Source organism: Pseudomonas sp. GW821-FHT07B01, assembly GCF_059419065.1.
In genome coordinates this window covers 20,421-39,541 of record NZ_JBWKRA010000006.1, presented here as the reverse complement: position 1 = coordinate 39,541, position 19,121 = coordinate 20,421, and the positions used below count along the sequence as shown (strand labels likewise).

The 19,121-nt window shown below is 57.9% G+C and carries 21 protein-coding genes and 1 tRNA gene; 5 read left to right on the top strand and 17 right to left on the bottom strand.

The genetic code is table 11. The features are described from left to right. The first annotated feature begins 136 nt into the window (after nt 1–136). Nucleotides 137–1,861, top strand: a complete 1,725-nt coding sequence (gene mobH / locus AC07S6_RS08810; protein ID WP_495112108.1) for a MobH family relaxase — start codon at nt 137–139, stop codon at nt 1,859–1,861. Nucleotides 1,862–2,236: 375 nt separating this feature from the next. Then, complete coding sequence (locus tag AC07S6_RS08805) at nt 2,237–2,767, top strand: hypothetical protein (protein ID WP_495112107.1); 531 nt, start codon at nt 2,237–2,239, stop codon at nt 2,765–2,767. 482 nt (nt 2,768–3,249) lie between these two features. Here AC07S6_RS08805 and AC07S6_RS08800 read toward each other — a convergent pair. From AC07S6_RS08800 to thrS, 9 genes are all read right to left on the bottom strand, one after another. Then, nucleotides 3,250–3,326: transfer RNA gene (locus AC07S6_RS08800), tRNA-Pro, on the bottom strand. Nucleotides 3,327–3,416: 90 nt separating this feature from the next. Further along, a complete protein-coding gene (locus AC07S6_RS08795) occupies nt 3,417–3,773 on the bottom strand; it encodes a MerR family transcriptional regulator (protein ID WP_003174972.1) in 357 nt (118 codons plus the stop codon). Further along, nucleotides 3,754–4,056: an integration host factor subunit alpha gene (ihfA, locus tag AC07S6_RS08790; protein ID WP_002553164.1), complete on the bottom strand. Its 303-nt coding sequence runs from the start codon at nt 4,054–4,056 to the stop codon at nt 3,754–3,756. The genes AC07S6_RS08795 and ihfA overlap by 20 nt, the downstream gene beginning before the upstream one ends. Before the next feature lie 3 nt (nt 4,057–4,059). Continuing rightward, entirely contained in the window at nt 4,060–6,438 is a 2,379-nt protein-coding gene (gene pheT / locus AC07S6_RS08785; protein WP_495112106.1) for a phenylalanine--tRNA ligase subunit beta, read from the bottom strand. Nucleotides 6,439–6,464: 26 nt separating this feature from the next. Further along, nucleotides 6,465–7,481 (bottom strand): phenylalanine--tRNA ligase subunit alpha, encoded by a 1,017-nt coding sequence (gene pheS, locus AC07S6_RS08780; RefSeq protein ID WP_003192486.1) that lies wholly within the window; start codon nt 7,479–7,481, stop codon nt 6,465–6,467. A 109-nt stretch (nt 7,482–7,590) separates the two neighbouring features. Next, on the bottom strand, nt 7,591–7,947 hold the full coding sequence (gene rplT / locus AC07S6_RS08775) for a 50S ribosomal protein L20 (protein ID WP_003192488.1): 357 nt from the start codon (nt 7,945–7,947) through the stop codon (nt 7,591–7,593). Between the two features lie 29 nt (nt 7,948–7,976). Further along, nucleotides 7,977–8,171 carry a 50S ribosomal protein L35 gene (gene rpmI, locus AC07S6_RS08770; protein WP_002553160.1) on the bottom strand — a complete coding sequence of 65 codons (195 nt, stop codon included), beginning with the start codon at nt 8,169–8,171 and terminating at the stop codon, nt 7,977–7,979. Nucleotides 8,172–8,230: 59 nt separating this feature from the next. Continuing rightward, on the bottom strand, nt 8,231–8,782 hold the full coding sequence (gene infC, locus AC07S6_RS08765; RefSeq protein ID WP_015884933.1) for a translation initiation factor IF-3: 552 nt from the start codon (nt 8,780–8,782) through the stop codon (nt 8,231–8,233). Beyond that, on the bottom strand, nt 8,782–10,704 hold the full coding sequence (thrS, locus tag AC07S6_RS08760) for a threonine--tRNA ligase (RefSeq protein WP_003192490.1): 1,923 nt from the start codon (nt 10,702–10,704) through the stop codon (nt 8,782–8,784). Before thrS ends, infC begins: the two co-directional genes overlap by 1 nt. A 364-nt stretch (nt 10,705–11,068) precedes the next feature. Between thrS and AC07S6_RS08755 the strand changes: the two genes are divergently transcribed. Then, nucleotides 11,069–11,383 (top strand): hypothetical protein, encoded by a 315-nt coding sequence (locus AC07S6_RS08755; protein WP_019820908.1) that lies wholly within the window; start codon nt 11,069–11,071, stop codon nt 11,381–11,383. Between the two features lie 289 nt (nt 11,384–11,672). Beyond that, a complete protein-coding gene (locus AC07S6_RS08750) occupies nt 11,673–11,885 on the top strand; it encodes a cold-shock protein (RefSeq protein WP_003234260.1) in 213 nt (70 codons plus the stop codon). 67 nt (nt 11,886–11,952) lie between these two features. Here AC07S6_RS08750 and AC07S6_RS08745 read toward each other — a convergent pair whose 3' ends face one another. Further along, the gene (locus AC07S6_RS08745) at nt 11,953–12,273 is read right to left on the bottom strand and encodes an I78 family peptidase inhibitor (protein ID WP_054898318.1); all 321 of its coding nucleotides are present in this window, start codon (nt 12,271–12,273) and stop codon (nt 11,953–11,955) included. A 144-nt stretch (nt 12,274–12,417) separates the two neighbouring features. Next, a complete protein-coding gene (locus tag AC07S6_RS08740; protein ID WP_197882428.1) occupies nt 12,418–12,723 on the bottom strand; it encodes a hypothetical protein in 306 nt (101 codons plus the stop codon). Nucleotides 12,724–12,880: 157 nt separating this feature from the next. Here AC07S6_RS08740 and AC07S6_RS08735 point away from each other — a divergent pair, with 157 nt between their 5' ends. Beyond that, the gene (locus AC07S6_RS08735; RefSeq protein WP_003192496.1) at nt 12,881–13,087 is read left to right on the top strand and encodes a hypothetical protein; all 207 of its coding nucleotides are present in this window, start codon (nt 12,881–12,883) and stop codon (nt 13,085–13,087) included. A gap of 28 nt (nt 13,088–13,115) precedes the next feature. Here the strand turns inward: AC07S6_RS08735 and AC07S6_RS08730 are convergent, their stop codons facing one another. The 6 genes from AC07S6_RS08730 to AC07S6_RS08705 are packed head-to-tail and all read right to left on the bottom strand — an operon-like array spanning nt 13,116 to nt 19,067. Next, complete coding sequence (locus tag AC07S6_RS08730; protein ID WP_495112105.1) at nt 13,116–14,144, bottom strand: nucleoside hydrolase; 1,029 nt, start codon at nt 14,142–14,144, stop codon at nt 13,116–13,118. A 27-nt stretch (nt 14,145–14,171) separates the two neighbouring features. Continuing rightward, the gene (rbsD, locus tag AC07S6_RS08725; RefSeq protein ID WP_197882432.1) at nt 14,172–14,576 is read right to left on the bottom strand and encodes a D-ribose pyranase; all 405 of its coding nucleotides are present in this window, start codon (nt 14,574–14,576) and stop codon (nt 14,172–14,174) included. After that, the gene (rbsK, locus tag AC07S6_RS08720; RefSeq protein WP_495112104.1) at nt 14,573–15,490 is read right to left on the bottom strand and encodes a ribokinase; all 918 of its coding nucleotides are present in this window, start codon (nt 15,488–15,490) and stop codon (nt 14,573–14,575) included. The genes rbsD and rbsK overlap by 4 nt, the downstream gene beginning before the upstream one ends. Nucleotides 15,491–15,513: 23 nt before the next feature. Further along, entirely contained in the window at nt 15,514–16,536 is a 1,023-nt protein-coding gene (locus AC07S6_RS08715) for a LacI family DNA-binding transcriptional regulator (protein WP_003192500.1), read from the bottom strand. A 3-nt stretch (nt 16,537–16,539) separates the two neighbouring features. After that, on the bottom strand, nt 16,540–17,517 hold the full coding sequence (locus tag AC07S6_RS08710; protein WP_197882436.1) for an ABC transporter permease: 978 nt from the start codon (nt 17,515–17,517) through the stop codon (nt 16,540–16,542). Beyond that, a complete protein-coding gene (locus AC07S6_RS08705; RefSeq protein ID WP_197882438.1) occupies nt 17,514–19,067 on the bottom strand; it encodes a sugar ABC transporter ATP-binding protein in 1,554 nt (517 codons plus the stop codon). The genes AC07S6_RS08710 and AC07S6_RS08705 overlap by 4 nt, the downstream gene beginning before the upstream one ends. Between the last annotated feature and the right edge of the window lie 54 nt (nt 19,068–19,121).

Sequence of the window (19,121 nt, the reverse complement as noted above, 5' to 3'; positions counted from 1 at the left end):
AATATCCCGATTGCCGCACAAAGGGACACGAGCCAAAAGGACGGGTAAGGGTTGGAAGGGAATGGGCACTCAAGGGTAAGAGCGCTATCCGAAAAGGCTAAAAGGCCACTGACCCAGCCACTTCCCGGAGGTCACGATGCTCAGTCTGTTTCGCCACAAAAGGCAGAAGCCCCCTCCGCCACCGACCGTCAACGTCGCCGAAGGTTACCTGTCCATCGAGTCAGCCCATACCCTCTTAGCAGTGGAGCACCGCCGCCAGTTGCTCGATCGCATCTGGCAATACACCGCCCTCTCCCACGTCCAATTCACCCAGCTCTACTTAAATCCGATCCATCGCTACGCCGAACAGGTCCAGCAACTCCCGGCCAGCGAGACGCACCACCATGCGTATCTCGGCGGGATGCTCGACCATGGCCTGGAGCTGGTCGCTTGCAGTTTGAAACTGCGCCAGTCGTATCTGCTTCCCACCGGCGCCGCACCCGAAGACCAGTCCGCCCAGACCGATGCCTGGTCGGCGGGTATTGCTTATGGCGCCCTGCTGCATGACATCGGCAAGATCGCCGTGGACCTGGTGGTCGAACGCCAGGATGGCCGTCTTTGGCATCCTTGGCAGGGTTCCCTGGATCAACCCTACCGTTTTCGCTACCTCAAAGGCCGCGACTATCACCTGCACGGCGCCGCCGCAGGCTTGCTCTACACCCAGATTCTCGACCGCACGATCCTGGACTGGCTCAGTGGCTTTCCGCCGCTATGGGCCAGTCTGCTGTATGTCCTGGCCGGTCAGTACGAACGTGCTGGCGTGCTCGGTGAGTTGGTGATGCAGGCCGACCGTGTCTCCACCGCGCAAAACATCGGTGGCAACCCAAGCAAGGCGCTGCAGGCCCCGATTCATTCGCTGCAACATCACTTGATCAGCGGACTGCGTCATCTGGTTCAGCACGAGCTGAAACTCAACCAGCCAGGTGCCGCAGGATGGCTGACCCAGGACGCACTCTGGCTCGTCAGCAAGACGGTCACGGACAAGCTGCGAGCCTATCTGCTGTCGCAATCGATTGAGGGCATTCCCACGTCCAACATTGCCGTGTTCGACGAACTGCAGTCGCATGGTCTGGTCGAGTCGACTCCAGAAGGCAAAGCTATCTGGACTGCGCTCGTGGCGCAGGGAAACTGGCAGCAGAGATTTACCTTTCTGCGCCTTCAACCGGCGTTGATTTGGGGGAGCGAAATTCGGCCTGAGGCCTTCAGCGGAACGGTGGGCGTTATAGCTGATGACCACTCGAATGACACTTCGGCATCACCACCGGCGCCGAAGATTGTCAGTACAGGATCGCGTCAGAGCTCTTCGCCGAGAGATCCCATGCCGATGGAAGATACCGACTACCTCGGAACTCTGCTCAATATGTTCGAGTTGGAGGAGCCAGAGGACAGTGACTCGCCGTCAGAAAGCCCGCCCAAAACCTCCCCCCTCCCATCGGATGACCCTGGCCAGGCATTCCTAAATTGGGTCAGAGAAGGCATCCAGAATCACAAGCTGATGATCAATGACAGCAAGGCTAAAATCCACACGGTGAGCGGTACTTTGTTTCTAGTAACACCGGGGCTTTTCCAACGTTATGCCCAGGAGTTTCCGGGCATCTCAATGGGGGCAGACTCCCAAGGTGAAGAATGGCGTTGGGTGCAGAAGCAGTTCGAAAAACTGAAGATCCACAAGAAGCGTGACAACGGCTTAAACATCTGGATATGCAACGTGCAAGGGCCCAGGAAGAAATCGACTTTGAAGGGGTACCTGATTGGGGAGTCGACGTTACTTTTACCATCGATACCACCAAACAACCCTTTCCTCGCGGTTGATGATGGCTAGCGACCTAGCATCGATAGCCCAGGTCCGACTGGTTTCTTGGGTATTGCTTTGGCAAGAAAACGTCCAAGATCCCTCTGTTTTTTGCCACCTACAATTCAGACTGCCGATCTTTCAGTACATGGAGCTCATTTTAACTGCACCTCGTGCAAGATCGGGACACGCTTTCGAGGGTGGCCACAACATCCTCCACCGACCTGTCTGCCCTTGCTTCTCTTGCTGCAGGCGAGGACACCTTGAACAGCAAAGTGCCGCGATCTTCTACACAAGAACTGTTGCTGATGGTTTCATTCGCTGACGCAACAGACCGGCACCCTGGATGGCTCAAGCAAACAGCGCCACGAGCAAGGAAACAACATTCACCGAAAGGACTCAGCAATGAGCACAAAACGCCAATACAGGACATTTGACAAGCAAAACGAAGCCTTGGATTTCACCTTTTCCTACAATGATGAAGAGACCGCAGCACTGCACGCACAGTTGAACAATTCGAGCGCTATCACCGAGAACGAATTGCGCCGCGTATCTCTGTGGAAATCCAACAGAGTACTCTCGGTACCGCCTGCAACCCTTGAAAAACTCAATGCCCTCGCGACCACCCCAGATATTTCCCTGAAAGATCCACTCGTAAAGGACGTCATCGACCAGCTCGTCCTCGCACAGGGCATCGGCTTCCCGATGGCGAGTTCGATACTCAAGTTCATCAGGCCAGACCTGTTTCCCATCATCGACGTCAGAGCCTACAGAGCATTGACTGGCACAAAGCTTTACTACGGGACCTACAACTACAAGAAATACATCGCCTATGCCGAGCAACTGAGTGACCTGGCCCGGCAGCTTAATCGCCCGCTGAGGGAGATTGACGAGCAGCTGTATTGCTATGACGAAAAATATAACGGAAAAATCTGAAACAGCCTTGATCGCCCCACAGCGAGCACAATGAATGGATGCAACGCTTAGCCCGCGCACTCTGGGAAAAGCCTCAGCTCAAAGCACGCCTTGAAATACGCCTGAAAAAGTGACCGCAATGGACGCGACGCGGACTTCGACGATTCAGCGGTCGCAACCTCGGTGTCTCAGGGCCTGACGACAGCAGCCAGCAACCCCCGTTGAGTCAAATGCTCAACCCGACGAAAAAGCCAGATTGCCCGGATCAATACAAAGCAACTGCTGGTCGCCAATGATCCAAACCAGGCTAAGTCGCCGACATCGGTGCCTCGGTGCCACAGATAATTCGCTGAAATATGCCGAGTCAATGCGGTGCCTCACAACACTCCTCCAGATGTCGAAGCCAACTAGATCCAGAATATCCGTGGGAGTAAATGTAGGGGTATTTTTTCGGACATGAAAAAGCCCAATCGGTGAAGATTGGGCTAAGTCATTGAATAATATGGTCGGGACGGAGTGATTCGAACACTCGACCCCTAGCACCCCATGCTAGTGCGCTACCGGACTGCGCTACGCCCCGACTAGGCGTGTTACTGGGTTCGCTTCTTAACGAAGCGAACCGGAATATACCGCAAGCTTTTGAAATGTGGAAGTATTTTTAAAGCTTGAATCATTTTTTCAGCACCACCAGTACATCTTCCAATTCGGAGATCATCTGGCGGATCAGTTGCTTGTATTGGGTGGTGTCGTCTTTGGCTTCATCACCGGACATACGCTGGCGTGCGCCGCTGATGGTGAACCCCTGGTCGTACAGCAACGCGCGGATCTGTCGGATCATCAGCACGTCCTGGCGCTGATAATACCGACGGTTCCCGGTGCGTTTGACGGGGTTGAGTTGAGGAAACTCCTGCTCCCAATAGCGCAGCACGTGCGGTTTTACCGCACACAGTTCGCTGACTTCACCGATGGTGAAGTAGCGCTTGCCTGGGATGACGGGTAGCTCGTCGTTATGACTTGGTTCCAGCATAAGCCTCAACTCGGGCCTTCAACTTCTGCCCTGGACGAAAGGTGACCACACGGCGAGCCGTGATCGGGATTTCTTCTCCCGTTTTTGGATTGCGGCCAGGCCGCTGGCGTTTGTCTCGCAGGTCAAAATTGCCGAAACCGGACAATTTGACCTGTTCGTTGTCTTCCAGAGCGTGTCTGATCTCTTCAAAAAACAGCTCGACCAATTCCTTGGCCTCGCGCTTGTTCAGACCCAACTCTTCGTACAGACGTTCCGCCATCTCAGCTTTCGTCAAAGCCCCCATACGTCACTTCCTTAACGTGGCGTTCAACCTTTGTTCGAGCGAGGTGAGGATATTTTGCGTCGTGGTATTCACCTCATCGTCATTAAGAGTGCGCGATGGATGCTGCCAGGTCAAGCCAACTGCAAGGCTTTTTCTATGCGGATCAATGCCTTTACCCTGATAGACGTCAAATAGCCTGAGGTCTGTCAGCCATTCCCCTGCATTTTCACGGATTACATCCAGAACCGCAGTGGCGGCGACTTCACGGTCGGCGATCAGGGCCAGGTCGCGACGCACTTCAGGGAAGCGCGACAACTCGCTGAATTTAGGCATCTTGCCCGACGCAACTTCAGCCAAGACTAGCTCAAACACAAAGACTGGACGGTCCAGACCCAAGGTTTTCGACAGTTCTGGGTGAATGGCGCCCACGAAGCCTACCAGGCGACCTTCACGCTCTATACGTGCAGTCTGGCCTGGATGCAAGGCTGGGTGGCTACCCGACACGAACGTAAAGGCGTCCAACGCACCGGCAAAACCGAGCACCGCTTCCACGTCTGCCTTGACGTCGAAGAAGTCCACGACCTCACGGCCTTGCGCCCAGCCTTCCGGCAGACGGCTGCCGCAGACAACACCCGCCAGCATCGGCTCTTGCTTCAAGCCATCGAGCTGGCCGACGAAACGCAAGCCGCTTTCGAACAGACGCACGCGGTCTTGCTGGCGGTTCAGGTTGTGGGAAAGTGCCTTTACCAGGCCCGGCCACAGCGACGAACGCATGGCAGCCATATCGTTGGAGATCGGGTTGGCCAGCAGCAACGGCTCAACGCCGGGGTTGAACAGTTCGAACTGCTTTGGATCGATGAAGCTATAGGTCACAGCTTCCTGATAACCACGGGCCACCAGCAGGCGGCGCAGTTCAGGCAGGTGCGCACGCGCTTCGGCCTTGGGTTGCGGTGCCAGGCGTGCTTGCGGATAGCGAACCGGCAGGCGGTTGTAGCCGTACAGGCGCGCCAGCTCTTCGATCAGGTCGACTTCCAGGCTGATGTCGAAGCGATGGCTAGGTACTGCAACTTGCCACTGCCCTTCCCCGCCCGCAGAAATACCCAGGCCGAGCGCGGACAGCAGTTGCTCGATTTCAGCCGGCTCGATGACCAGGCCGAGCATTTGCTCAACGCTTTTGGCACGCAAGGTAATCGGTGCAATCGACGGCAGGAACTGTTCGTTGACGGTTTCGGTAATCGGGCCGGCTTCACCACCGGTGATTTCCAGCAGCAGGCCGGTAGCGCGCTCCATGGCTTCACGGGCGAGTTTCCAATCCACGCCACGCTCGTAGCGGTGCGACGCATCGGTGTGCAAGCCATAGGAACGAGCCTTGCCAGCGATCGCGATCTGGTCGAAGAACGCGCTTTCAAGGAATACGTCACGAGTGGTCTCGGATACACCGCTGTGCTCACCACCCATCACGCCGGCAATTGCCAGGGCGCGAGCGTGGTCGGCGATGACCAGAGTGTCGGCACGCAGGCTGACTTCCTGGCCATCGAGCAGCACCAGCTTCTCGCCTTCTTCGGCCATACGCACGCGGATGCCGCCATTGATTTCGGCAAGATCAAACGCATGCAACGGCTGGCCGAGTTCCAGCATCACGTAGTTGGTGATGTCGACGGCGGCGTCGATGCTGCGTACATCGGCACGACGCAGGCGCTCGACCATCCACAGCGGGGTTGGCTTGGACAGGTCCACGTTACGGATCACACGCCCCAGGTAACGCGGGCAGGCGTTTGGTGCCAGTACCTCAATCGAGCGCACTTCGTCGTGTACCGCCGGTACGGCAGCGACCACTGGACGAGTGACAGGTGCGTTGTACAGCGCGCCCACTTCACGGGCCAGCCCAGCCAGGGACAGGCAGTCGCCGCGGTTGGGGGTCAGGTCGACCTCGATGCTGGCGTCTTCGAGTTCCAGGTAAACACGGATGTCCTGACCCACTGGCGCGTCGGCCGGCAGCTCCATCAGGCCATCATTGCCCTCACCCACTTGCAGCTCGGCCTGGGAGCACAGCATGCCGTTGGATTCAACGCCACGCAGCTTGGCCTTCTTGATCTTGAAGTCGCCCGGCAACTGGGCACCAATCATGGCGAACGGGATCTTCAGGCCCGGGCGCACATTAGGCGCTCCGCACACGACCTGAAAGGTTTCCGAACCGTTGCTGACCTGGCAAACACGCAATTTGTCGGCATCCGGGTGCTGCTCGGTGCTCAACACCTCGCCCACCACCACGCCACTGAAAACACCGGCGGCCGGCGTAACGCTATCGACCTCAAGACCGGCCATCGACAGGCGAGCAACCAGCTCGTCGCGATCTACCTGCGGGCTTACCCAGCCACGCAGCCATTGTTCACTGAATTTCATCCTGCTCTCCTAAAGATTCGTTACGACTAGCGAAATTGCGCGAGGAACCGCAAGTCGTTGTCGAAGAACAGACGCAAGTCGTTCACGCCGTAACGCAGCATGGCCAGACGCTCAACGCCCATGCCGAAGGCAAAGCCCGAGAACTCTTCCGGGTCGATCCCGGACATGCGCAGCACGTTGGGGTGAACCATGCCGCAACCCATCACTTCCAGCCAGCCGGTCTGCTTGCACACGCGGCAGCCTTTACCGCTGCACATCACGCATTCCATGTCGACTTCGGCGGATGGCTCGGTGAACGGGAAGAACGAAGGACGGAAACGTACCGCCAACTCTTTTTCGAAGAACACCCGCAGGAATTCCTCGATGGTGCCTTTGAGGTCGGCGAAATTGATATCGCGATCAACCAGCAGGCCTTCGACCTGGTGGAACATCGGCGAATGGGTGATATCCGAGTCGCTACGGTACACACGGCCTGGGCAGACAATGCGGATCGGCGGCTTGTTCGCTTCCATGGTGCGGACCTGTACCGGCGAGGTATGGGTGCGCAGCAGCATGTTGGCGTTGAAATAGAAGGTGTCGTGCATCGACCGGGCCGGGTGATGGCCTGGGATGTTGAGCGCCTCGAAGTTGTGGTAGTCGTCTTCGACCTCAGGGCCTTCGGCAATGCCGTAGCCGATGTGGGTGAAGAACTGTTCGATACGTTCCAGAGTCCGGGTGATCGGATGCAGACCGCCCGAGGCCTGGCCACGACCAGGCAAGGTCACGTCAATGGACTCGGCGGCGAGCTTGGCCGCAAGATCGGCCTCCTCGAGCGACGCCTTGCGCGCATTGAGAACCTCTGTGACACGCTCCTTGGCGACGTTGATCAGCGCACCGACTTGCGGACGCTCTTCAGCGGGCAGATTTCCCAGGGTCTTCATCACCTGAGTCAATTCACCTTTCTTGCCAAGGTAGTGAACCCGGATTTGCTCCAGGGCATTTACATCTTCAGCGCTTTGCACAGCCTCAAGGGCTTGGGCGACGAGCGCGTCCAGGTTTTCCATGTACAGACTCCAGATACAAAATAGGGGAAGAGCTTGAAGGCTCTTCCCCTATTTATGACGTTTACCACCTTGGGCTACAGGAGTAGCCCAAGGTGACTGTCGGGGGTACTTAAGCCAAAGAGGCTTTAGCTTTCTCGACAATCGCAGCAAACACCGCTTTTTCGTTCACGGCCAGTTCAGCCAGAACCTTACGGTCGATTTCGATGGACGCTTTTTTCAGGCCAGCGATGAAACGGCTGTAGGACAGACCGTTAACACGTGCACCAGCATTGATACGAGCGATCCACAGAGCGCGGAACTGACGTTTTTTCTGACGACGGTCGCGGTAGGCGTATTGGCCTGCCTTGATTACCGCTTGCTTGGCAACACGGAATACGCGTGAACGCGCGCCGTAGTAGCCTTTAGCAAGTTTCAGAATTTTTTTGTGACGCTTACGGGCCATGACGCCACGCTTTACACGAGCCATGAGTTACTTCCTCTATTCTTGAACCAAAATTAACGAAGGCGCAGCATGCGCTCGACTTTTGCCACGTCAGACGGATGCAGCAAGCTGCTACCGCGCAGTTGACGCTTACGCTTGGTCGACATTTTGGTCAGGATGTGGCTCTTGAAAGCGTGCTTGTGCTTGATGCCGTTAGCAGTTTTCAGAAACCGCTTAGCAGCACCACTTTTAGTTTTCATCTTTGGCATGTTCGGTACTCCGCATTCAGTTGATAAACATAATCAGAAGGCCTGCCGTGCCCTGTTGATTACTTCTTCTTTTTCGGGGCGATGACCATAATAAGCTGGCGTCCTTCCATCTTAGGATGCTGTTCGACCGAACCGTACTCCAGCAGGTCAGCTTCAACCCGCTTGAGGAGTTCCATCCCCAGCTCCTGGTGGGCCATCTCACGGCCGCGGAATCGCAAGGATACCTTGGCCCTGTCCCCATCACTCAGGAAACGTACCAGGTTGCGCAGTTTTACCTGGTAATCCCCTTCCTCCGTCCCTGGACGAAACTTGATTTCTTTTACTTGAATCTGCTTCTGGTTCTTCTTCGCTGCGGCAACCTGCTTCTTCTTTTCGAAGATCGATTTACCGTAGTCCATCACCCGACAAACAGGTGGGATTGCATCGGCGGAGATTTCCACCAGGTCCAGCTTGGACTCTTCTGCAATACGAAGCGCTTCATCAATCGAGACGATGCCAATCTGCTCGCCATCAGCGCCAATTAACCGAACCTCGCGTGCCGAGATATTCTCGTTGATCGGGGCTTTCGGTGCAGCTCGTTTATCTTGTCTCATTTCACGCTTAATAATAATTACTCCGAATCTGGGCGACCACGCCGGGAAACCGCTTGCGCGAGGAACTCAGCGAACTGGGCGACGGGCATCGAGCCCAGGTCAGCACCTTCACGAGTACGCACAGCGACAGTCTGCATCTCGACTTCCCGATCTCCGATAACCAAGAGATAGGGAACCTTGAGCAAGGTATGCTCGCGGATTTTAAAGCCGATCTTTTCATTTCTCAAGTCGGACTTGGCACGAAACCCGCTTTCGTTGAGAGTTTTTTCAACTTCAGCGGCAAAATCTGCCTGTTTATCAGTGATATTCATGATCACTGCCTGGGTCGGAGCCAGCCACGCAGGGAACGCGCCCTCGTAGTGCTCGATCAGGATACCGACGAACCGTTCGAACGAACCGAGGATCGCCCGGTGCAGCATAACCGGGTGTTTACGGCTGTTGTCTTCGGAGACGTATTCGGCTCCCAGACGGATCGGCAGGTTAAAATCGAGCTGCAGGGTACCACACTGCCAGACACGGCCAAGGCAATCTTTGAGCGAGAACTCGATCTTCGGACCGTAGAAGGCGCCCTCACCCGGCTGCAGATCGTACGCAAGGCCCGCACTGTCGAGCGCAGCGGCCAGTGCCGCTTCGGCGCGATCCCATAGCTCGTCGGAACCGACGCGTTTTTCCGGACGAGTGGACAGCTTCATCTCGACTTCGGTAAAGCCGAAATCGCGATAAACGTCCATGGTCAGCTTGATGAACGCTGCGGACTCGGCCTGCATCTGCTCTTCGGTGCAGAAGATATGGGCGTCGTCCTGGGTGAAGCCACGCACTCGCATGATGCCGTGCAGCGCACCCGATGGTTCGTTACGGTGGCAGGCACCGAACTCGGCGAGGCGCATCGGCAACTCGCGGTAGCTCTTCAGGCCCTGATTGAATACCTGCACGTGGCATGGGCAGTTCATCGGTTTGATGGCGTAGTCGCGGTTTTCCGACTGGGTGGTGAACATGTTGTCGGCGTAGTTGGCCCAGTGCCCGGATTTCTCCCACAGGCTGCGATCAACCACTTGTGGAGTCTTGATCTCCAGGTAACCGTTTTCGCGCTGCACCTTGCGCATGTACTGCTCAAGCACCTGGTACAGGGTCCAGCCATTCGGGTGCCAGAACACCATGCCCGGCGCTTCTTCCTGAAGGTGGAACAGGTTCAGGCGCTTGCCGATCTTGCGGTGGTCGCGTTTTTCAGCTTCTTCGATGCGCTGGATATAGGCGGCCAGTTGCTTCTTGTCAGCCCAGGCCGTGCCGTAGATCCGTTGCAGTTGCTCGTTCTTTGCATCGCCGCGCCAGTAGGCACCGGACAGCTTGGTCAGCTTGAACGATTTGAGAAAGCGCGTGTTCGGCACGTGCGGGCCACGGCACATATCCACGTATTCTTCGTGGTAGTACAGCCCCATGGCCTGCTCGTCCGGCATGTCTTCTACCAGACGCAGCTTGTAGTCCTCGCCACGTGCAGTAAATACGTCGATCACTTCGGCACGCGGGGTGACTTTCTTGATGACGTCGTAATCTTTTTCGATCAGCGCGTGCATGCGCTGCTCGATGGCCGCCAGGTCGTCCGGAGTAAAAGGACGCTCATAGGCGATGTCGTAATAGAAGCCTTCTTCAATGACCGGGCCGATCACCATCTTGGCGGTTGGATACAGTTGCTTGACCGCATGGCCAATCAAGTGCGCGCAAGAGTGGCGAATGATCTCCAGCCCCTCTTGATCCTTGGGCGTGATGATTTGCAGGCTGGCGTCGCTGGTGATCAGGTCGCTGGCGTCAACCAGCTTGCCGTCGACCTTGCCGGCCACGGTGGCCTTGGCCAGGCCAGCACCGATGGATGCGGCGACCTCGGCTACGGAAACCGGATGATCGAATGAACGCTGACTGCCGTCGGGAAGAGTAATAGTTGGCATGGCGCCTCCTCTCCTAGTGGTGACCCCTACCAAAGGTCACGTGGGTTGGGATGAGCCAGTACAAGATCCAACACCAGGCCGCTCAATAATGAACGCCTGCCTTACAGCGGCAGGAGCCTTTCGGCCAACCGATAATCGAACCAGAGTGACTGGAGTGAACAAAAAGAACCTGGCAAGGCGGCAAATGGCGCGCCCGGAAATAGCCAGGCAAAGATGCTAGCACAGATGAACGGTCATCGCGTTGGTCAAGCGCTGGGTAAAGAGCAATTCATGGCTTTATAGCTGCAAAAGTGAACTTGAGCTGTACGCAGGGCCTCAAAGCCACTGAGAATCGCCGTTCGTCCTCGACCCAAAGGAGCATCCCATGATGCGTTTTACCTCTACCCTCGCTGTCGCCGCTACCCTGAGCCTCCTTTCCCTCGGCGCACAGGCTGCAGCCCCTTCCAACTGGCCAGCTGGCGCCCGTGACGCCTTCGTCAACGACTGCAGTGCCGCCGCCAGCCAGAACGTGGACGTCAAAACTGCCAAAGCCCACTGTGAATGTGGCGCTGACAAGATCAATGCCGAATTGAGCACTGCCGAGATCAAGGAATTGATGACCAACCAGAACGCCAGCCCGGAGCTTAAAAACAAAGCGGTCGCGGCTATTTCGTCCTGCAAAGTGGTGAAGAAAAAGTAAGATTGGCTGACGATTCGACGGTCATTTCGCTGAAAAAACAGCCTGAAAACTGCCATTTCACACAAATTATGCAGGTTTTACGGCTTTTTTTAACAGCTGATATTTCGTCGCAAAGCCCCGTAAATCGGGGCTTTCAGCCCAATGATGGATCAAACGCAAAGCGATTGATTAGCAAACAGTGCCTTGGGGGGGCTCCCAAGCCGAACATTTCGACTATGATAGCCCTGTGTGCCCAGTTGGCCTGAGCAGCACAGCACTACTGAAAATATATGTTTCTTGGAGATACACCATGTCTAATCGCCAAACCGGCACCGTTAAATGGTTCAACGATGAAAAAGGCTTCGGCTTCATCACTCCTCAAGGTGGCGGTGACGACCTGTTCGTACACTTCAAAGCTATCGAAAGCGACGGTTTCAAAAGCCTGAAAGAAGGCCAAACCGTTTCCTTCGTGGCTGAGAAAGGCCAAAAGGGTATGCAAGCTGCACAGGTTCGCGGCGAGTAATTCTCCGCTGAGCTAAAAAAACCCCGTCCATGTGACGGGGTTTTTTATGGGCGATGCAAAAGCCGTATCAGCCGCAGTTAACCCGGTTGATCACCAGATTGTCGTCGGTGTTCAGGTTCAGGCGGTCAGAGCGATACTCCAGCGTGACCATGTCGTTGGGCTTGAGGATGCGTGCATTCTGCGCGCCAGCACGCGTGCGTGCCTGCTCCAGCAACTGGGGCGAGGCTTTCTGGCCGATGGCGAACTCTGCGGCCTTCGACTCACAGCGGCTATGACCGGCATCGGTCACAGTTGCAGCTTTGCCTGGCTCAGAGGCACCCGGGGTACTGCAACCCGCCAATGCGAGCGCAGCCAACAAAGTACCGAATGATGCGAGCTTCCAAGGCATGAAGCCTCCTATGATAAAAAGTGGACAGAGATCGTGCGACAGCATTCAAAGCGATTGGTTTCAAGACGTTAACCGCCTGCGGGCAAGTCTGCCTGAGTCACGACGTGCAATCGCTCGGTGAATCGTGACTAGATATGAACGTATTCAGTAGATATCGATGTAGTCCGACGAAGGAGTAGGCCAATTCTGCTTCAGCGCGTTGAAAATCTGCATGACCCAGACGTCATCGCTGGCCGCCACATTGCCGACATAGCCGGAACCTTTGGCCCAGGTCTCCAGGCGAAACACCAGGCCACCGATATCAGCCCCCCCCACTACGCCGGAAGAAATGTAGGCGATGCCTTCTTTGGTCACCCGCAACTGGGTATGTTCGTCGTCACTGGCGCTACCAAGCAATTGCCGCACGGCGTCCAGCGTCAGGTTGTCGGGCTTGTTCAAATCGATTTGCACGCGGTGTTTTCCGGCCATTTAACAGGCCAACAGTGTCGCACAGCCGCTGCTTCATGCCTAAGTAGCAGTGCCAAATGCCGTACAAAATGCTTAACTGCGCCCCTCTGGAACGGCGTTCCAGTGCATTGCCCTGCATTTTTCAGCCCGTGAGATTTCCATGACCACCGTAACGCTTCAAGCCGACATCAAAGCCAAGTGGCCCCAAGGGCAAAGCTCCTACAGCCCCGGAAGCCCGGAAGAACTGGCGATCATTGGTATCGACCTGCTGGTCAAGGAGCTGGGCACCCAGGCGGCACAAGCGTTCATCGGCCAGATATTCGAGAAATACCCGGCCGACTACATGGGCGCCCAAGAGCGCGAATAGAACCGGGCGACGAGCGCCGCCCGCTCACTTACTTCAGACGCGCCAGGCGCTCGGTCAGCAGATCGAAGAAGCCCTGGGCGTCGCCGTTCTCGACCCAGAACACATTCTTCTCCTGCTTGAGACCGTCGTACCAGTCGACGATGGTCTGGCCGAAGGTCGGGCCTTCGCGGCTGTCGACCACCATATTGGCCTCACGACCGCTGAACAGCGAAGGCTTGAGCAGGTACGCCACCACGGTAGCGTCATGGACCGGGCCACCCGGAATGCCGTAGTGCTCCATATCGCCTTTGACGTACTCATTCAGAATACTGCTGACGACCTTGCTCGCGTTGTTGTTCAGATCCGCAATCTTCTTCAGGCGGGCGTCGCTGGTGAGGACTTTATGGGTCACGTCCAACGGCAGGTAGGTCAACTTCACACCGCTTTTGAGCACGATCTCCGCCGCCACCGGATCGGCGAACAGGTTGAACTCGGCCACTGGGGTGATATTGCCGCCGTTGAAGTGGGCGCCGCCCATCACGACCACTTCCTTGATGCCCTGGGTGATTTCGGGCGCTTGAGTCAGCGCCAGTGCCAGGTTGGTCTGCGGGCCGAGCATGGCGATGGTGATGCTGTGCGGCTTGGCGCTGCTCAGGGTCTTGATCAGGTAGTCGACTGCATTGCCTTCGGCCAGGCCTTTTTTCGGTTCATGCACCGTGACGCCCGAGATGCCTTCCTTGCCATGGATATTCTCGGCGTAGATCGGTTTGCGCAACAACGGCGCTGGCGCACCTGCGTACACCGGGATGTCCTCGCGCCCTGCCCACTCGCGCGCCAGGCGCGCGTTGCGGGAGGTCTTGTCCAGGCGCACATTGCCGGCGACGGTGGTCAGCGCACGAATGCTCAACTCCTCCGGCGAGGCCATGGCGAACAGCAAGGCCACCACGTCATCGGCACCCGGGTCGGTATCGATGATCAGGTCGATTTTTTCCGCCGCTTGGGCGCTTGCAGCAGTGAGCGCGGACAAAAGCAGAACACTCCGGAACAGGTTTTTCAGGGTAGGTAGACCACGTTGCATAAAGCACTCCTTGTCATAGGGGGGACGCTAGAACGTTACGCCGGACACCAGCGCGATATTGCAGTACGGCTGGCACTCGCCAGTGCGCACAACAGCGCGGGCATTGCGGCTCAATTGCTTGAATTGGTCATGGCTGAGCAGGCGTCGCTCGCCCAGTTCAGCTTGCTCTGTGAGCGTATTTAACGAGGTCAGCGCGGGCGGCTGCTTCAGCAGGATCTCTTCTGCCAGAACATGGCTTTCCACCTGCATTTCGCTAAGCACGATGCGCAAGGTGCTGATGAAGTCCGGGATGCCCTGGGTCAGTGCCAGGTCGATCAATTCGACGCCGGGAGGTACCGGCAGGCCGGCATCGCCGATGACCAGAATGTCACCGTGGCCCAGGGACGCGATCACGCGCGACAGGGCGATATTCAGCAAAGGTGTCTTTTTCATGCAGGCACAAAACCTTGTACGTCGTGCAGCGTAGGAATGGAAGGCTGAGCGCCGGCGCGGGTCACTGACAACGCCGCCGCCACCTGGCCAAAACGGATCGCCCGGGCTTCGCTCTGGCCCGCGGCCAGCGCGGCGGCAAAGCCACCGACAAAGGTATCGCCAGCAGCGGTGGTATCCACCGCCTTGACCTTCGGCGCCACCAGGTGCTCAAAGCTCTTGCCGTCGGCAAACAGCGCGCCATGGGCGCCCAGGGTGATGATGACCTTGCCGGCACCCGCCCGGATCAGCGCGGTCGCGGCGACCTTGGCGCTGTCGAGGGAGTCGACCGTCACGCCGCTCAGAGCACTGGCCTCGCTTTCATTGGGGATCAGATAATCGATCGAGGCATACCAGTCAGCGGGCAACGGCCCGCTTGCCGGGGCCGGGTTGAGGATGACGGTCTTGCCCAGCTCGCGACCCCGCTTGAGCGCATACCCAACGGTTTCCATCGGCACCTCAAGCTGGCAGATGATCACGTCTGCCGCCTGCAGCACAGCGTCGCACGTTCGCAGCGACGCAGGCGTCAGCTCACCGTTGCTGCCGGCCACAATGACAATGGCGTTCTGGCTGCTATCATCGACCACGATCAACGCCACACCGCTGGAGCCATCCACGGTGCTGACTGCCTGGCAATCGATCCCTTCCACCAGCAGCGCATCGCGCAATTGGCTGCCATAGGCGTCGGTACCGATGCACCCCACCATTGCGACACTCGCCCCCAGGCGTGCCGAGGCGACGGCCTGGTTGGCGCCCTTGCCGCCGGGCACAGTGGAGAACGTCTGGCCGATCAGGGTTTCACCGGCACGCGGCAAGCGACTGGCGCGGGTGACCAGGTCCATGTTCAAGCTGCCTATTACCACTACTTTTGCTGGCATACATCAGTACTCATCAATTCGGTTCAGCGGTATTGGGCGAACACATCAGCCAATGGCGCGGTCGACTCACGCAAAACAATACTGGGCGTCACGATACGTTGATCGATCGGCAGTTGGGGTGTTGCTATTCGTTGCAGTAATAATTCGGCCGCAGTCTCACCCAACTGCAGGATCGACTGGCCGACCGTCGTCAGCGCCGGATAGACGTAGCGCCCCATCTGGATGTCATCGAAACCGATGACCGACAGCTCGCCCGGCACCCGCACATTGCGCTCGGCGGCGGCGCGCAGCACGCCAAAACCAATCATATCGTTGCTGGCGAAAATCGCGCTGGGCGGGTGTTGCGATAATAACTGTACAGCTGCGGCATACCCGCCCGTGCTGGTGAAATCGCTTTCCAGGGTACGACTAGCCAACACCTCGATGCCCGCCTCGCGCAATGCACGCTGGTAACCCGCCAGGCGCATCTGCGCCACGCGGGTATGCCCAGGGCCGCCGATACAGGCGATGTCCCGGTGCCCCAGTTCAAGCAAGTGCCGGGTCGCCAGGTAAGCGCCCTCTTCGTGATCGATGCGCACCAGGTCCACATCAATCCCATCCAGCGCCCGGTCGACAATCACCATGGGCGTGCGCACTGCACTCAAGCCCGCGGCAAGGCCACTGTCATCGCCGCCCACGGATGTCACGATCAAGCCGTCGACGCGCTTTTCCAGCAACACGCGCAAGTAACTGCGCTGTTTCTCTGCGTCGTCATCCGAGTTGCAGAGGATCACGCAATAGCCATTACGCTCGCAGTAATCCTCGATACCCCGAGCCAGTTCGGCAAAATACGGGTTGAGGCTATTGGGCACCAGCAGGCCGATGGTGGCCGTGGTCTTGGCCTTGAGCGAGCGTGCGACGGCGCTGGGCACGTAGTCCAGTTGCTTGATCGCCGCCTCGACCTTGATGCGTACCGGCTCGCTGACTGGGCGCGTCTTGTTCACCACATGGGACACGGTGGTGTAGGAAATACCTGCAAGCGCTGCCACATCCTTGATCGTTGCCATGGTTCAGCCCCGCCGACTGGCGCGCTGGCTGCGATAAGTATCGAGGACCACGGCAATCACGATCACGGCGCCGGTAATGATGCGTTTAGTCGGTTCCGTCGCGCCGATCTGTGCCAGTCCGGCGGCCAGGACCGAAATAATCAACACCCCGAAGAACGTACTGATGACCGAGCCACGTCCGCCCATCAGGCTGGTGCCGCCGATCACCACGGCGGCGATCACTTGCAGCTCCAGGCCCGAACCGGCATTCGGGTCCGCCGCTTCCAGGCGCGAAATCTGGAACAGCGCCGCCACACCGGCCAACAGGCCCATCAGGCTGAACACCAGAATCTTGTATGGCTTGGGGTTAATACCCGCCAGGCGCACCGCTTCTTCGTTGGTACCGATGCCGATCAGGTAACGCCCGAACACAGTACGGGTCAGTACCAACTGGGCCGCGATGATCACCAGCAAGGCGATGATGAACGACGGAGAAATACCGAAGGCAATCGGGTTGGACAGCCAGGCAAACGAGTCACCGATATAAGCGGTGCGCGAGCCCGTCATCTGGTAGGCCACGCCGCGGGCCATCTCCAGCACGCCGAGGGATACGATAAATGACGGAATGCGCCAGGCCACCGTGATGGAACCGGTGATGGTGCCGGCCAACGCCGCGCAGCCCATGCCCAACAGAGCGGCAGGCAACACGCTCCAGCCCCAGCCCAGGATCGCCACGCTGACTGCCGAGGCCGCCAATGCCAGTACCGATCCCACAGACAGGTCGATGCCGCCAATGATCAGGATGAAGGTCATGCCCACCGCCAGCACCATCAGGTCTGGAATCTGGTTGGCCAGGGTGCTGAAGGTGTCATAGGACAGAAAGTGATCGCTGAGCATCGAGAACAGCGCAATCATCGCCAGCAAGGCACCTGCCAGCCCCAGGTAAGTACCCAGGCCATAGAAGTTGCCGCCAGTTTTACCGGGGGAAATGTTTGTTTTCATAGGGTATTCCTAGGCGCGGCTTCGTTGAGCAGCGCATCACGTTTCTGATAGCCGGCAAAGGCGGCGGCGAGCAATTCGTCCTGGGTCCAGCTGTCACGCTCGAAGGTCTCGATCAGCCGCCCGGCGGACAACACACCGATGCGGTCACAGATCAGCATCAGCTCACGCAGGTCACTGGACACCACTACCAGCGCTTTGCCCTGACGGGTCAATTCACCGAGCAAAGCGTAGATGTCGAACTTGGCACCGACGTCGATACCACGGGTGGGCTCATCGAACAGCATCACCGCGCAATCGCGCTCCAGCCAGCGGCCAATCACCACCTTCTGCTGGTTACCACCCGACAGCTCGGACACCAGTTGCGTCGGACTGGAACTGCGGATACGCATGGCGTCGATCTGGCGCTTGGCCAGAGCGGTTTCGTTGCGACTGTTGACGACGCCACCGCCGGAAATTTCCGGCATGTTGCCCAGGGCGATGTTGGCGCTGATGGACTGGGTCAGCAGCAGGCCTTCACCCTTGCGGTCTTCGGTGATCAAGGCAATACCATGACCGACCGCGTCGACCGGCGAGCGAATGCTCACCACCTTGGCCGGCGACCCCAAGGCCACGGTGCCGCTGTCAGCCGGGTCGGCGCCGAAGATCAGGCGCAGCAATTCGGTGCGGCCGGCGCCGATCAGGCCGGAAATGCCATAGATTTCACCGGCGCGCACTTCAAAGGACACATCGCGGACCTTGTCCGAACGGGTCAGGCCCGTCACTGTCAAGGCCGGGCCTCCGATGGTGCGCGGGCCTAAATCGATGTGTTCACCCAGTTCGCGACCGACCATCAAGGTCACCAACTGCTCACTGTTGTAATTGGCCATCGGCTCGACGCAGACCAGCTTGCCGTCGCGCAATACCGCAATGCGCTGGGCGACACGGGCCAACTCTTCGAGCCGGTGCGAAATATAAATGATCGCCACGCCTCGAGCCTGCAGGCGCGTGATTTGTTCAAACAGCATCTCGACTTCACGAGCAGTAAGCATCGCCGTGGGCTCGTCGAGGATCAATACATGGCAGTCGCCGATCAGGTTACGAGCGATCTCGACCATTTGCTGATGACCAATGCCCAGGCTGCCTACCAGTGTGTCCGGGTCGATCGCGTCCAGGCCGACTTGGGCCATGGCTTCGATCGCGGCTTTGCGCAGTTGTTTGCGGCTGATCCAGCCACAGCGGCTCGGCAGGTTATCCAGGAACAGGTTTTCAGCCACGGTCAGCGTCGGCAGCAGGTTGAGTTCCTGCATGACCATGCGCACGCCCAAGGCTTCGGCCTGGGTGCGGCTGGCGGGGCGATAATCTTGACCGTTGAATTGCATGTGCCCGGTGGTGGGCGTGACCAGGCCGCCGATGATCTTCGACAAGGTACTTTTGCCTGCGCCGTTCTCACCGGTCAGCGCCAACACTTCCCCGCGATTGAGCGTCAGGGTGATGTCGGACAGAACCGGTTGGGCATAGGTCTTACCGATACCGCTGACCGAGAGGACAGCGTTCGGGGCGGAAGATGACATAGGAAAATCTCCAGGCGCCCGCTCAGGACGAGCGGGCGCTGTTGGGTACTGCCA

Coding starts and splice junctions, on each gene's coding strand:
- mobH (WP_495112108.1), top strand. CDS start 137: ATGCTCAGTCTGTTTCGCCACAAAAGGCAGAAGCCCCCTCCGCCACCG.
- AC07S6_RS08805 (WP_495112107.1), top strand. CDS start 2,237: ATGAGCACAAAACGCCAATACAGGACATTTGACAAGCAAAACGAAGCC.
- AC07S6_RS08795 (WP_003174972.1), bottom strand. CDS start 3,773: ATGCTGGAACCAAGTCATAACGACGAGCTACCCGTCATCCCAGGCAAG.
- ihfA (WP_002553164.1), bottom strand. CDS start 4,056: ATGGGGGCTTTGACGAAAGCTGAGATGGCGGAACGTCTGTACGAAGAG.
- pheT (WP_495112106.1), bottom strand. CDS start 6,438: ATGAAATTCAGTGAACAATGGCTGCGTGGCTGGGTAAGCCCGCAGGTA.
- pheS (WP_003192486.1), bottom strand. CDS start 7,481: ATGGAAAACCTGGACGCGCTCGTCGCCCAAGCCCTTGAGGCTGTGCAA.
- rplT (WP_003192488.1), bottom strand. CDS start 7,947: ATGGCTCGTGTAAAGCGTGGCGTCATGGCCCGTAAGCGTCACAAAAAA.
- rpmI (WP_002553160.1), bottom strand. CDS start 8,171: ATGCCAAAGATGAAAACTAAAAGTGGTGCTGCTAAGCGGTTTCTGAAA.
- thrS (WP_003192490.1), bottom strand. CDS start 10,704: ATGCCAACTATTACTCTTCCCGACGGCAGTCAGCGTTCATTCGATCAT.
- AC07S6_RS08755 (WP_019820908.1), top strand. CDS start 11,069: ATGATGCGTTTTACCTCTACCCTCGCTGTCGCCGCTACCCTGAGCCTC.
- AC07S6_RS08750 (WP_003234260.1), top strand. CDS start 11,673: ATGTCTAATCGCCAAACCGGCACCGTTAAATGGTTCAACGATGAAAAA.
- AC07S6_RS08745 (WP_054898318.1), bottom strand. CDS start 12,273: ATGCCTTGGAAGCTCGCATCATTCGGTACTTTGTTGGCTGCGCTCGCA.
- AC07S6_RS08735 (WP_003192496.1), top strand. CDS start 12,881: ATGACCACCGTAACGCTTCAAGCCGACATCAAAGCCAAGTGGCCCCAA.
- AC07S6_RS08730 (WP_495112105.1), bottom strand. CDS start 14,144: ATGCAACGTGGTCTACCTACCCTGAAAAACCTGTTCCGGAGTGTTCTG.
- rbsD (WP_197882432.1), bottom strand. CDS start 14,576: ATGAAAAAGACACCTTTGCTGAATATCGCCCTGTCGCGCGTGATCGCG.
- rbsK (WP_495112104.1), bottom strand. CDS start 15,490: ATGCCAGCAAAAGTAGTGGTAATAGGCAGCTTGAACATGGACCTGGTC.
- AC07S6_RS08715 (WP_003192500.1), bottom strand. CDS start 16,536: ATGGCAACGATCAAGGATGTGGCAGCGCTTGCAGGTATTTCCTACACC.
- AC07S6_RS08710 (WP_197882436.1), bottom strand. CDS start 17,517: ATGAAAACAAACATTTCCCCCGGTAAAACTGGCGGCAACTTCTATGGC.
- AC07S6_RS08705 (WP_197882438.1), bottom strand. CDS start 19,067: ATGTCATCTTCCGCCCCGAACGCTGTCCTCTCGGTCAGCGGTATCGGT.